The organism is Thiomicrorhabdus sp., assembly GCF_963662555.1.
Classification (GTDB): Bacteria; Pseudomonadota; Gammaproteobacteria; order Thiomicrospirales; family Thiomicrospiraceae; genus Thiomicrorhabdus.
Window position 1 is genome coordinate 596,413 of record NZ_OY759719.1, and the last position, 13,489, is coordinate 609,901.

The following is a 13,489-nucleotide window of genomic DNA, read 5'->3' on the forward strand; positions in this document are numbered from 1 at the left end:
CAGTTAAATTCAAAAAAGGAGGGCCGTCATGGATTGGTTTGCAACTTATGAATCCGATATACGTGCTTATAGTCGTGCTTACCCAGCAGTATTTGTTAAGGGTGATAACGCTCGCCAGATTGATGAAGAAGGTAAAGAATATATAGATTTTTATGCTGGTGCAGGTGTGCTCAATTTTGGGCATAATAACCCTAAGATGACTACAGCACTTGTCGAATATTTACAGTCTGGCGGTGTTATACACACTCTAGATATGATGACACCACCCAAACGAGAGTTTATCAAAGCATTTGTAGAAACCATTCTCAAACCTAGAGAAATGGACTATAAGCTTCAATTTATGGGTCCTACTGGTACTAATGCAGTTGAAGCGGCTCTAAAACTAGCACGTAAAGTCACTAAACGAGAAACCGTGGTTTCATTTACTCAAGGTTTTCACGGTATGACGTTGGGTGCCCTTGCTTGTACTGCCAATCACTATTTTCGTCAAGCCGCAGGCGTTCCTCTTTTAAATGTTTCTCGCTGTCCTTTTGAAACCCATGAGGGGGGCGGTTTGCAAACTCTAGATACCTTAAGAGCCATGTATCAAAACACCTCAAGTGGGGTTGAAGCCCCGGCCGCTTTTATCGTTGAGATCGTTCAAGCAGAAGGGGGTGTTAATGTCGCCTCTAAAGGGTGGATGCAGGCCTTGCAAAAACTGGCTAAGGACTTAGGTTCGTTATTAATTATTGATGATATTCAAGCAGGCTGTGGTCGTACCGGTCAATATTTTAGTTTTGAAGATCTCGATATTGATCCAGATATTATTACTCTAGCAAAAGGGATTGGTGGCATGGGTACACCAATGGCGATGAATTTAGTCAAGCCTGAACACGACAAACATTGGCAACCCGGTGAGCATACTGGAACTTTTCGCGGACAAAACCTCTCTTTCGTAGCAGGCCGAGAAGCACTTCGTTATTTTGATGATGATACTTTTATGCAACAGACCCAAGCTAAGGGTGAAATGATGCGTCAACAACTTCAAGAGATTGCAGATAGTTACCCCGACCACGGATTTGAGGTTCGTGGTAAAGGGATGATGCAAGCTATTGATGTCAAAGATGGCACTTTATCAAAAGCAGTGGCAAAAGATTGTTTTGAAAACGGCATGTTGTTTGGGCCTTGTGGTATTGGGGGTGAAGTGATGAAAATGATTCCGCCTTTGACGATTCCTGACGAAGATCTTAAGCAAGGTTTTGCCATTCTTAAAGAGGCTCTAGAACGACAAATAAAAGTACATGCTCATTAATGCATAAGGGAGAGAGAACATGATTGAAAGAGATGATATGACATTCCCTTTTGCGGAATATACACGCCGAATTAGTGAACTGCGTGCTCGGATGGCTGAACGCCTTTTGGATGCGGTTATTATTTCTGATGCAGAAAATATTATGTATCTAACGGATTACCAAACGACAGGTTACTCTTTTTTTCAGGCATTAGTTGTGCCGTTAGAAGGTGAGCCGTTTATGGTGACTCGCAAACTAGAAGAGTCAAATGTGATTCACCGTACTTGGGTAGAAATCACACGTCCATATCCAGATACCGGTGATGCCATTCAAATGTTAGTGAGCTCATTGGTAGAGTTTGGACTTGCAGGCGGCACAATTGGTTATGAGCGTAACTCTTATTATTTTAACGCTTATCAGCAAGATGTATTTAAAACAGCCTTTATGCGTAGCCGTTTAATGGATTGTTTTGGAATTGTTGAGCAGAGCCGAATTTGTAAGTCTGAATATGAATTAGCTGCCATGCAAAAGGCGGCCGTAGCCACAAAGGCAGGTATGCAAGCAGGTTTGGATATGGTGCAACCTGGGGTGACGGAAAACGAGATTGGTGCCGCTATCAGCCAGGCGATGTTTGCAGCTGGTGGAGAAATACCCGCAGTGATGCCTTATGTGACCTCTGGGCCGAGAACAATGATTGGACACGCATCATGGGAGGGTAAAAAAGTTGAAGCAGGAGAGCACGTATTCTTAGAGGTAGGAGGTTGTTATCGACGTTATCATACCGCAATGATGCGAACCGCTATTTGTGGCGAAATGTCTGACAGTATGTATCAAGCCCAAGAGAAAATGAAAAAAGCCCTGCGTTGGTTACAAACAGAGTTACGACCAGGTATGACAGTATCAGAAGTAGATCGCATGGTACGTAGTATCCTGCATGAAAATAATGTTGGTGCACGCCTGATTACTCGATCTGGTTACTCTATTGGGATTGCGTTCCCTCCTTCTTGGGATGAAGGTTACATTCTGAGCTTAAACCAAGGGCAGTCAGATATCTTAAAACCAGGAATGACCTTTCATATAATTCCATGGTTATGGGGTGTTGATGGTGATAAGACTTGTGGTATATCAGACACTTTTTATATTACTGAAAAAGGTTGTGGCTCTTTCTTTGAAGACTTTGAAAGAGATTTTGTCATTAAGCCTGGTGGAGCAGAAAAGAGTAAAGGCAAATTAGTGACACCAATCAGTGCTAGCAAAGCTGAAGGTTCTGAAACGACTAATAAACAATCGAGTAATAAGACAGCCAAATAAGGGGATGCCATGTTAGTAGCGATTAACCCTTGCACGGGCCAAGAAGTGCACCGTTATCCAGCAATGGACGATTCACAGCTTAACGCGGCAATAGAACAATCAGTTATCGCGTTTAAAAGTTGGAAGTTAACCGATTTTGATACCCGTAGAAAACTGTTAAATCGAGTTGCAGAAAAAATACGAGAAGATAAGGATGAGCTTGCTCTGCTCATGACTGTAGAGATGGGCAAGCCAATTAATGAGTCTTACGGCGAGCTCGAAAAATCTGCTTGGTGTGCAGAACACTATGCTGAAAATGGTGAAACCTATCTGTCATCAATCGATTTACCATCGGATGCCACCCACAGTTATGTACAACACCTGCCTTTAGGTACCATTCTTGGTATCTTGCCTTGGAATGCGCCATTTTGGTTAGCTTTCCGCTTTTGTGCTCCTGCCATTATGGCAGGTAATACCTGTTTGATGAAGCACGATGAACATGTTCCAGCGTGTGCAGAAGCCATTGCCAAGCTGTTCAGTGATGTTTCTGAAGAATTAGGCTTAACCCCAGGTATTATGCAAAACATTCCTATACATCGTGAGCAAGTAGAATCTGTGATTAAACATGATGCAATTCAAGCCGTCTCTTTAACGGGCTCTAGTGGTGCGGGTAGTGCGGTGGCTTCTCTAGCGGCTTCACAAATTAAACCCGCAGTTCTTGAACTTGGCGGCTCTGATCCAAGCCTAGTGTTTGCAGATGCAGATATTGATGCGGCGGTGGAAGCATTGGTCATATCCAGAATTATCAATGCGGGTCAGTCTTGCATTGCAGCCAAACGCTTAATTGTGATGGATTCAGTTTATGATGAATTTGTGGATAAGCTTAAAGGCAAATTAGCCCAGTTAAAAATGGGTGATCCTGCTGAAACAAGCACGCAAGTCGGGCCAATTGCTAGAGCCGACTTAAGAGAAGGTTTGCATCGCCAAGTACAAATGACTATTGATCAAGGTGGTAAATGTTTATTAGGTGGTGAGATGCCGGATGGCCCAGGATTTTTCTATCCGGTGACCTTGTTGGTTGACGTTACCCCTGATATGCAAGCCTCTTGTGAAGAAACGTTTGGCCCAATTGCGGTAGTCATGAAAGTTACATCAGAAGATGAGGCTATGCAAATAGCTAATGACACCCCTTACGGTTTAGCGGCTTCAATTTGGACTGCAGATGTGGATAAAGCGGTTAAGTTAGCCCCTATGCTTGAAGCTGGCCAGGTCACTATAAATGGTATCGTTAAGAGTGATCCACGCTTGCCAAGTGGCGGTATTAAACGATCTGGCTACGGGCGTGAATTAGGCCCTCATGGAATCAAAGAGTTTGTGAATTATCAGCAAGTTTGGATAGGACCAAAAGTTGAGGTTTAAAAATGACTGAACCTCATAATGGATTTCTAATCACTCTGTCATTTATGCACCGCTAATTAGCGGTGTTTTTTTATTCTATAAAATTCCTATTAATCTAGATACTTATTGCTAAAGTTAATAACCGCAATACTTGGTCAAGAAGAGATTGTTACATTCGATTTTGGATAAAGAGTTTTCAGTTTTTACCAGGCCTGGTAATTTAATTTGGACTGTTTTAAACGCTGAAAGTAATAACTAGCAGTAGTTGTATTAACAACGACAAGTGCCATCTTAGGTAATTTTAGTTATCTAGGGACAGTCTCTTTAATTTTATTAAGGGTAAAAACTAAAAATTTTAGACATAAAAAAACCCCGATTGACGAATCAATCGAGGTTTTTGAATTGGTGCGGAAGGAGAGACTCGAACTCTCACACCAAAGGCACCAGAACCTAAATCTGGCGTGTCTACCAATTCCACCACTCCCGCGAATAAGATGTTTAATAAATTAAACACCTTATTAAAATATGGTGGCCACACCTGGAATCGAACCAGGGACACAGGGATTTTCAATCCCTTGCTCTACCGACTGAGCTATGTGGCCAAAATAGAATGGGCGTATTATATGGATGGGCTCTGCGACTGTCAAATTTTATTTTGAAATAATATGATTTTATTCTGTGTGCCCAAATTATGTCTATTTTGAGCATAGATATTCTTTGAGTATTCAGTGGCCTTGAAAGAGATTACATGAGGATAGGATGAGTGCAGCTCTATCGTACTTGGTTTAAAGCCCTGTCTATTTTTTAAAATTGTGTTCTAAGTCTTCACCCATTGTTTAGCTATCTCTATCCATAGACTACTTTCGCAGTCACTTATAGGAAAGTCCAATTATTATCAATGGGTCAGGCCCTCTATAATCAAAATCGTGACTTGATTTTTAATAGAGGTAACGCATTATGGCCATTCAATATTCTCCTGTAGCTGAACAAGCTAAAAGAACGGCTCACACCGTAAATGAGCCAAACCAAAAAACCGCGACTAAAAGTCCATCTAGGTTAATTGAATTTACCCAAAAAGAGGTCGACATGATGCCTGGCGATTGGCAAGAAGCGGGTAACCCTTCTCCTTATGAATTGCGTATGACTATTGCTACCTGTAAGCGTTTATGGCAGCTGAACCAAGCTGCAATGAAACACCCTGATTGCGATCAGCAAGTTACCGCAGAAAACATTAAACGCTTGGAGCGTTTATACATCAACCTTATGGATTACCTAGTTGAATAATCTTTTAATCAAAATGCCCCGTTTTACGGGGCTTTTTTTGGTTTAAATTTTGGATGGGTTATCTTGTCTAAATTTAATTCGAACGTAGATGGTGTTATTGCCATTTTTTTAATTGAGACAGTAACGTAGGGTGACGGTCTTATTTTTTTTGGGGGGGGAATAGGAATATCGCGGTGAAAATTTTTTGAGGCATAAAAAAAGGCCTAACCAAATAGAGCGATTTTTTGCTCTACTAAGTTAAACCTTCAGTTTAAGTTTTATGGACTAAGCTTGAGTTTAGAAGTGATGAGAAAACATTTTTCATAATGTTTTTTCATGCTTTTGGTTTTTATATTTTTGGTTAAGCCACTTCTAACCATTGCTTGCCATTGAAGCGTTGAATATTTCCGTTACGGTCCCAACTAAACAAATACAACCATTCGTTTTCTATTAAGTTACTTACGCTTTCATGTTTTGCAGCAATCTCAGCAATAGCTTCTTGTGGTGCATCAATGTATACACTGAGACGTAAAGGTTCGTGCATCCAATCTTCACCGTTGTGAATTGATTGCATGGTTAAACCTATCCGTAAATCGCCACCATTACCTTCAAACACACCTATATTGCCACCTACGACATTTTGCAACACTTTGTTACCACTGCCATATTTATAGTTGTCACAAACTGAGGCGTAATATTGCAGGTTGATCCAGTTTGTCACTACCATTGGTGCGGTCATAATCAGTTCTAGCAAACTGAAGTCGGTATCATTTTCGGCTTTATAGTCATGTAAAAAACTGCGACCTTGCAGGTTTAAATGTTGCGTACGTTGACGCGGGGCAACAATAAAGGATGCGTTATTGGCTAACCCCCATTCTGGTCGAACCTGAGACCAGTCTTTTGTTCTACCACGAATCTCTTTATGAAGAGCTTCACCTTGAAGATGCGTTAAACCTAAACGAGTTGATCTCTCTTGTCTTGCTAAGTTAGCCGCTTCTTCTAACCAGTCTTGTAATTCACTGTCCACTTCGTCAATGTCAAAGCATTGAATGTCATCGGTGGTGGTATTGTGAAGGGCGGCAATAAATTGCGTTTCTTCCGGTATTTCAATACCTTGTGATTTTAAGCCTGCGCGAATTTCAGCCTGGTTAAGCAAGTAGGCTAATACTCTTACGTTAAGCTCTCCGGTTTGACCACCACAGGCACCGCAGTCTAAACCTGCTGCAAACGGGTTGTTACAGGTTTGGCTGCCATGACCCACTAACATGACATATTTGGCAAGGTTTTGGTCTAGGCCCATAGCTTTCAAAATCCCACCAGCTAACTCAACTTGTTGCTCAGTGGTAAGAGGCAAATCATTTTGTGTAAGTTGCCATGCCTTTCCTAGGTCTAGATCATTTACAGGGTGTTGATGTGCCTCTGGAAAGAGCGTATTACGCAATAACTTAAAGGCATACAGTAAACCACTCGCTTCGACCATACTGAATGTAGCGGGTGCTGAACTTCCCCAATCTAACCAACGTGCTTTTCGGTTAAAAACCGATTTTTGCTGACTGAGTTCTGATTCGTTCAATATCGGTGTTAACCGAACAGAAGGTTTTAGCAGGCCTGGTAACTGTGGTCTCACTAAAGAACTCCCCGGTGCTTGATATTCAATGGGTAGACCAAAGAAACCTGCAAACCCTAAGGTTTGAATACGAGCATCTTGGGCTTCAAAAGCACGACGAATGACTTCAGAGCGAACATCAATACAAAACGCTGCCTGTACAATGGCTTTGGGTGGAGCTTCTGGCTTTGGTTTTTGCATTTGTTGATGCAAAGAATCCTGATACGCTAGCTCAGCCGCACGTTGCCATATCCAAGTGATTTGTTGGGCATGTGCATTGGACTCTTTTAGAGCATCTCTCCTAGCCATCTGGTGACGCCATAAGAATTTTAGTTCTCCAAAGACACTCTTGTTTTTTTGTTTTTGATAGCTCCAAAGCACCCATTCCCAAGCCATACGTATAGCTAAAAGTTCCATCATTTGGTCTTTTGGTGTCTCATTTAAACGACCTTGCCAACGTACATAAGCAACCCAAGATGCCCAGCCGTTAATATCCAGTAAAAGGGCATGAGCGTAATCAGTTAGAGCTTCTGTATCAATGTCTAAGTCATCTAAAGCCATAGCAATTAGAGCTTCAGCCGTATCTGGAAGCTGTTCAAACACTTCAGTTAAGCCCGGCTCATCCATGACAATTTCTATTCCTTTGTCGGCATGAGTGGCTTTGAGCCAGCTTAAATACAGGCTTTCATTGCCATTACTGAACTGGCTATAAACCTCTGAATCGTGATAATAGAATGCACAAAATTGACTGATTTGATGTGTTATTTCATCACGCCAAGCCATCTTGTGAAGACGGTTACGACCGCTGTCCATTAAGTCACTGATATTGTGCCAATGGGCTGCTTCATCGTGAGAAAGTAGGTGTGATTCACACATGCGAATATCAATCTCTAACCCAGATTCATCAATTGATTTTTGTAGATGTTCAGGCTGAATACGTTCCATCCACAAAGATTCAAAGTAGGTTTTACTTGGCAAGCAATTAATTTGTGATAAAGCCGCCAAGTGTGATGCTACGTCTTTAAAAGGCTTGTGACGTTGCTCCCACCAAGGGTTTACCGCAATCCACTGATCTAAAGGCCAGGTTGGGGCAATTAAATCAGAGGCGGTCCTAATAGCTGCAATGTGTGCTTCTTGCAAGCGAGGCGGTGATTTGATGTCTATAGAAACATTTTTCATTGAATCATCTCCTTTTCAGGTATTTGCAGTTGTTTTGGATTCACCCTGACTGGTAAACGTTTTGGGAACAGTTTTAAGTTAAGACGAGTTACCCATTCATCTAAATAAAACCCAGCGTATAAATCGACTCTAAAGTGCACAATTTTTGGATGGTTTGGCCAATATCGCATTACCCAATACAGTAATAGAAATATCACTAATAACAGGCCAATCAAAAGGTCACCCCATACTCCTGTGGCAGGCGGCATTTGATGAACAATGAACCCCGCACCATATTTTTGTAAGCTATAAGCCGTGATTAAAATAACAGCCATACTCAATACCCCAAGTAAACTCCCTTTTTGGGTGCGACTGTCTTTTTCGGCCAATAAAATCATAATGGCAATACCAAGGAGTAACCATGGGCTATAAGGGCCTGATAAGCCAAATGACATAATAATGATTGCGACAAAACCAAAGGCAAATACAGCACTGATCAACCATTGAGTCACAACCGGCATTTTTGGTAAGGCCAAACGGCGTTTTAAATCGGTCTCCACTTCGGTACCAGAGTTTAAGAATGCATAGGCCTTGTAACAAGAGTGAGTAACCAAGTGTAATAGTGCTAACTCATACAACCCTAAACCACACTCAACCAACATTAATCCCATTTGCGACATGGTAGACCAAGCCAAACGCACTTTGATACTAACCTTAGTCATCATAACTAACGCCGCCACCACCGTGGTTAGACCGCCCACAATTAACAGCAACCATTGGGCAACCGCAGACTGCATGATGAGTGGGGCAAACAGAATCATTAAGAAGCCACCCAGGTTAATAATCCCTGCGTGCAATAATGCCGATACCGGAGTTGGGGCCTCGACCACTTGAATTAACCAACCATGCAAAGGTAATTGAGCACACTTAATTAAGGCCGTTAGAGCTAATAAAATGGCGGCAATCTGCATAGTAAAAGATAACTCTGGTTGAGATTCCATTGCTTTATAAACATCGCTAATTAACCAAGAACCAGTTTCGTAATGTAAAAGTAAAATGGCTATGAACAAGGTAAATTCTGCAATACGAGCAAAAATAAATTTTTTATATGCTGCTAATACTGCACGTTGACGTTGTGGATAAAACACCAAAAGCTTGTGAAGGCTGCTGCTAATCGCTACCCAAGCGGCCAGTAAAATGAGTAAATGATTACTAATTACCACAACGGTTACTGCGGCTAAAGCCATCATTAGCCAACGTAAAAAACGAGCTTCTTCTTCTGCATTACCTGACATATAGGTTTCAGAGAAACGCACATTGATGAGTGCAATAAAGCTGATTAAAATCAACATAATCACACTGCTATTTGAAGGGTTTAACCATCCCTCATTTTGAATGAGAGATAAAGATACTCCGTTGGAGACCACTAATAAACCAAATACGACTGACATAGCAAACGTTAGCCCAGTGATCCACTTAGCCATCTTCCAATTAACCCTATAAAGGTTTGTGCCTGCTCCTATTAAAAAGAGCAGGGGTATGGCATAGATTAAAATTGACCAAACAATTTGTATATTCATCATAAACTCCTAATCTTTTTCATATATCGTTTGTTGATGCTTTTACTTAGGATGAATATTAGTGAAGTTTGTATGCGATGAATAATTGATATATCCAATAAGTACTATAGAGAACTCCCAATTTGAAGACGTTTTTGCATGCAAATCATAAAATTGGCTTACTAGATAAAACGCCATAGACCACATAAAACGTAATTTAGAAAATCTTGTTAATACAATCCAAAACAGATCAAACAGAAAACACAAAAGCAAAAGAGGATGCGGTGTACAGAGAGCATAAGAATATATAAATCGATAGTGTCGATAGTGATTTAAATCGTGATAAGTTCAGTTAACCTATGACCAGGCCTGGCAAAAAGGATAAAGACAGTTTTGTATAAGGCATCTAGATATTTAGTCTAAATGTTAACTTAAAACTTAAATAATTAAATGCGAATAGTCGGCGGTTTAAATTTAAGTAATCCTCCTAATGGTCTACAATGTTTTATCTTATGGTAGATTGCCGTTCAGTTAATTTTGGAATCTTTAATGGAATACAAAGACAGTACTCAAAAATCTCTGTTACAACGGATTATTGTAGCGGGATTACTTACCTTAATTATTTGGGCACCATTGCCATTAGGCAGTAATCGAGACTGGTCAGCGGCATTATTAATACTATTGGTCGCAATCTTAGCTTTGTTATGGGCAATTCATCTATTTAAACATCCTGAATCAAATACCAAATTAAAATTACCAGGCCTGGTCATGTTGGCTATGTTGGTTTTTACTCAATTATGGGTTGGTTTTCAGTGGTTATTTGATCTATCTGCCAGGCCTGGTCAAACCTTTCAATATCTCATGTTGGGCATTAGCTATACCTTAATGTTCTTAATGGTCATAAGCCTATTCAACACGCGTAAACGATTAACCTTGTTATTAAGTGTGTTAGTTGCCAGTGGTGCTTTTCAAGCATTTTGGGGGGCGTCTATGGTTCTATCTCAGGTAGAGTGGCTTTTTGGCGTGCCAAAAGAGCATTATCTAGGCAAAGCCACGGGAACTTTTGTAAACCGTAATCATCTAGCAGGCTATTTAGAGATGACAATAGGCCTAGGAATCGGTTTGATGTTAGCTTTGCGCGATGGTCAGCCTTTTCGTTGGCGAAACATTATCGAACTCTTGCTAGGCCCAAAAACCAAGTTGCGTTTAGCCTTGGTGATTATGGTGATTGGTTTGGTCATGACACAATCAAGAATGGGCAATGCAGGCTTTTTTAGCAGTTTAATTATTGTGGGGGCGGTGTTTATTGCCATTACTAAGCAACACCGTTTACGTAACAGTATTTTGCTAGTCAGTTTTATCGTGATTGATATGATTGTTATTAGCCAATATTTTGGTTTGGAGCGTTTAAAAGACAGGCTAGTTAATACCGAGGTCAGTGTAAGCCAAGAGGCAGACGGCAAATTAATTTTTGATATAAACGATTTACGAGGATTAGCATTTACCAACTCAATTCCATTAGCGGAAGAAAAGCCATGGATAGGTCATGGTGCTGGTAGTTTTGAAGTCGTTTTTATGGGCCATGCTGGGCCAAACTTTGGTGGGCATTTTGACCACGCTCACAATGATTACATTCAATTTTGGGTTGAGTACGGTCTTATTGGTAGTTTGCCGTTGGTTATATTTACGCTAATCGCTTTATATCAAGCCTTTAGAGCCTTAAAAAACAAACAATCAAACTATCGCAGTGGCGTGGGTTTTGGAGCGGCTATGGCGATGATAGCCATAATTATTCACTCTGCTTCTGATTTTAATTTACAAATTCCAGCCAATGCGATGACTTATGTTGTGGTCGCGGCTATTGCTGTATTAGCCAATACTCACAAAAATAAAAAACTAAGAAAACAAATCATTTAAAAATCTAAAAAGTTTTAGAATTTTAAAGTCTTGCTAAGTATTATTTTGATTAAATGCGGGGAGCGTGCATACATGGTTTATTTTGCCTTGCCTTACTTTGTTTTAAACAATAGGCTTTATACAGCGATTAAAATAATGCTTTAAAAGCAGCTTCCAAAGTATAAACGCGGTTACAACACCACTTAAATTCCCCAGCATATCGCCCTCGCTAAATTCACGACTAACTTGTAAATAATGCTGTAAATATTCCAGGCCTGGTGCACTTAAAAATAGAGCAAACCAAACCAACCAAATGCCTTTATTACAAAAGGCAAAACGGGTTACTAAACTAAAACCAAAAAAGGCAATAAAGTGCAGGTATTTATCTGAATGAGTAAATAAATTAGGCGGGCTTTCGGGGCGTAAAATACCGTAAAGCAGTATGACTAAACATACTAAAAACAAAAAATAGCGAATACGATATAAAAAATGCACATTAAAGCCTATTGAAGAAAATAAACTACCACACCCCGCAAGAGGGAATAAAGGCCTGGTAATTTATTTTGAGTGCTGAATTTTCAATGTCCAATTTAACATTGAATGCAAATTAAACGGCTAAACATCGACTTATTATTGATAAAATCTAATAAGCGTTTTTATTAATGAAACCTTTAAACACCGTCATAAATACAATCTTGAAATCCCACCATAGTGACCAGTTACGAATGTATTGCAAATCGTATTCAACACGTTTTTCCATTTTTTCAATGGTATCGGTTTCACCACGCCAACCGTTGATTTGAGCCCAGCCGGTAATGCCTGGTTTTACTTTGTGTCTTAGCATGTAGTAATCCACCAGTTTACGGTATTCTTCATTATGTGCAACGGCGTGAGGACGGGGGCCAACAACAGACATTTTGCCAATCAAAACATCAAAAAACTGCGGCAATTCATCTAAAGAGGTTTTGCGTAAAAAAGCACCCACTTTGGTAATGCGGGTGTCATTTTTAGTGGCTTGAACCACTTTATCGGTATTTTCCATTACTTTCATGGATCTAAACTTATGAACCCCAATCTTTTTACCATCTAATCCATAACGGTCTTGTTTAAACAGAATCGGTCCTTTAGAGGTAGCTTTAATGGCTATTGCAATCGCTAAAAGAATCGGCGAGATTAATACCAAAACAAAAAGGCTAAAGACAATGTCAAATGAGCGTTTATAAAATTCTTTACTGCCAGACAGAGGTTCTTCAAAAACACTAATAGTATCTAAGTTGCCTAAGGTACCAATATTGCCGTGCATTAAGGTGCTTAATAAAAAATCGGGCACCATAAATACGTTTACTGTGGAGTCACTTAAAGTATGAATAATGCGTGCAATTCGGGTTTCAGCTATTAACGGTATGCAAATATAAACACTGTCTAAGGTGCCATCTTGGGCTAATTTTAAGGCATCACTTACATTGCCCTTAAGCTGGCTTAAGTCGCCTTTTAAACGTCCTTTATCTCGATCATCGTAAAAGCCAACAAACTCCAAACCCAATTCAGGGTATTTTTCAATCTCTCTAAGTAACGTTCTCGCCACTGGGTTAAGGCCAATAATGGCCACCTTTCTTAAATTAATCCCTTGTTTATATAAATTTCTTTTAGTGTGGCGAAAAATGAGTCGCCAGCCAACAAAGCCAATTAAAGAGAAAATATACCAACTAAAAATAACAAGACGAGAGAATTGTTCACTCTCTTTAATCAAAAATAGGGTGGAGGTGAGTAGTAAAAAACTTAACGTAGTTGATGCAAAAATCACCATTACTCGTTGGGTAAATTTTCCTAAACGTAGTTTACGATAAAGTCCCATCGCTTCAGTTAAATACAAGAAAAAAACTAAAGTAAGGGTAAGAACCATTACATGATTATTATTAAAAGTTAAGCCGTACACACTAACAATAATAATAAGTGTTATTACCAAAATAGTGATATCAAATATACGAAAAATTGAAGGTGCATTGTCGTTTGACCGTAATCCAGTAGTAGCTTGAATCATCCTTAAC

At 40.0% G+C, this 13,489-nt stretch carries 9 protein-coding genes and 2 tRNA genes; 5 read left to right on the plus strand and 6 right to left on the minus strand.

Annotation, left to right across the window (positions count from 1 at the left end; genetic code table 11):
* Positions 1 to 28: 28 nt before the first annotated feature.
* Genes ectB through ACORJQ_RS02470 form a run of 3 tightly spaced genes read left to right on the plus strand, consistent with a single transcriptional unit; the run spans position 29 to position 3,980 of the window.
* Positions 29 to 1,291, plus strand: coding sequence for a diaminobutyrate--2-oxoglutarate transaminase (gene ectB, locus ACORJQ_RS02460; RefSeq protein WP_321325705.1), 1,263 nt, complete (start codon positions 29 to 31; stop codon positions 1,289 to 1,291).
* 19 nt (positions 1,292 to 1,310) lie between these two features.
* Entirely contained in the window at positions 1,311 to 2,582 is a 1,272-nt protein-coding gene (doeA, locus tag ACORJQ_RS02465; RefSeq protein ID WP_321325706.1) for an ectoine hydrolase, read from the plus strand.
* 9 nt (positions 2,583 to 2,591) lie between these two features.
* The gene (locus ACORJQ_RS02470) at positions 2,592 to 3,980 is read left to right on the plus strand and encodes an NAD-dependent succinate-semialdehyde dehydrogenase (RefSeq protein WP_321325709.1); all 1,389 of its coding nucleotides are present in this window, start codon (positions 2,592 to 2,594) and stop codon (positions 3,978 to 3,980) included.
* A 382-nt stretch (positions 3,981 to 4,362) separates the two neighbouring features.
* Here ACORJQ_RS02470 and ACORJQ_RS02475 read toward each other — a convergent pair.
* Positions 4,363 to 4,446 (minus strand) — tRNA-Leu (locus ACORJQ_RS02475).
* Positions 4,447 to 4,485: 39 nt separating this feature from the next.
* Positions 4,486 to 4,561, minus strand: a tRNA-Phe gene (locus ACORJQ_RS02480).
* 355 nt (positions 4,562 to 4,916) lie between these two features.
* Between ACORJQ_RS02480 and ACORJQ_RS02485 the strand changes: the two genes are divergently transcribed.
* Positions 4,917 to 5,243: a hypothetical protein gene (locus ACORJQ_RS02485; RefSeq protein WP_321325710.1), complete on the plus strand. Its 327-nt coding sequence runs from the start codon at positions 4,917 to 4,919 to the stop codon at positions 5,241 to 5,243.
* Between the two features lie 340 nt (positions 5,244 to 5,583).
* On the opposite strand, the gene ACORJQ_RS02490 is transcribed toward ACORJQ_RS02485, so the two are convergent.
* Together ACORJQ_RS02490 and ACORJQ_RS02495 are read right to left on the minus strand one after the other, a co-directional pair.
* The gene (locus tag ACORJQ_RS02490) at positions 5,584 to 8,007 is read right to left on the minus strand and encodes a YbcC family protein (protein ID WP_321325713.1); all 2,424 of its coding nucleotides are present in this window, start codon (positions 8,005 to 8,007) and stop codon (positions 5,584 to 5,586) included.
* On the minus strand, positions 8,004 to 9,566 hold the full coding sequence (locus ACORJQ_RS02495) for an NADH-quinone oxidoreductase subunit L (protein ID WP_321325716.1): 1,563 nt from the start codon (positions 9,564 to 9,566) through the stop codon (positions 8,004 to 8,006). Before ACORJQ_RS02495 ends, ACORJQ_RS02490 begins: the two co-directional genes overlap by 4 nt.
* 528 nt (positions 9,567 to 10,094) lie before the next feature.
* Between ACORJQ_RS02495 and ACORJQ_RS02500 the strand changes: the two genes are divergently transcribed.
* Complete coding sequence (locus tag ACORJQ_RS02500) at positions 10,095 to 11,462, plus strand: O-antigen ligase family protein (RefSeq protein WP_321325717.1); 1,368 nt, start codon at positions 10,095 to 10,097, stop codon at positions 11,460 to 11,462.
* A 102-nt stretch (positions 11,463 to 11,564) separates the two neighbouring features.
* On the opposite strand, the gene ACORJQ_RS02505 is transcribed toward ACORJQ_RS02500, so the two are convergent.
* On the minus strand, positions 11,565 to 11,936 hold the full coding sequence (locus ACORJQ_RS02505; RefSeq protein WP_321325719.1) for a VanZ family protein: 372 nt from the start codon (positions 11,934 to 11,936) through the stop codon (positions 11,565 to 11,567).
* A gap of 148 nt (positions 11,937 to 12,084) precedes the next feature.
* Positions 12,085 to 13,482 (minus strand): undecaprenyl-phosphate glucose phosphotransferase, encoded by a 1,398-nt coding sequence (locus ACORJQ_RS02510; protein ID WP_321325720.1) that lies wholly within the window; start codon positions 13,480 to 13,482, stop codon positions 12,085 to 12,087.
* Between the last annotated feature and the right edge of the window lie 7 nt (positions 13,483 to 13,489).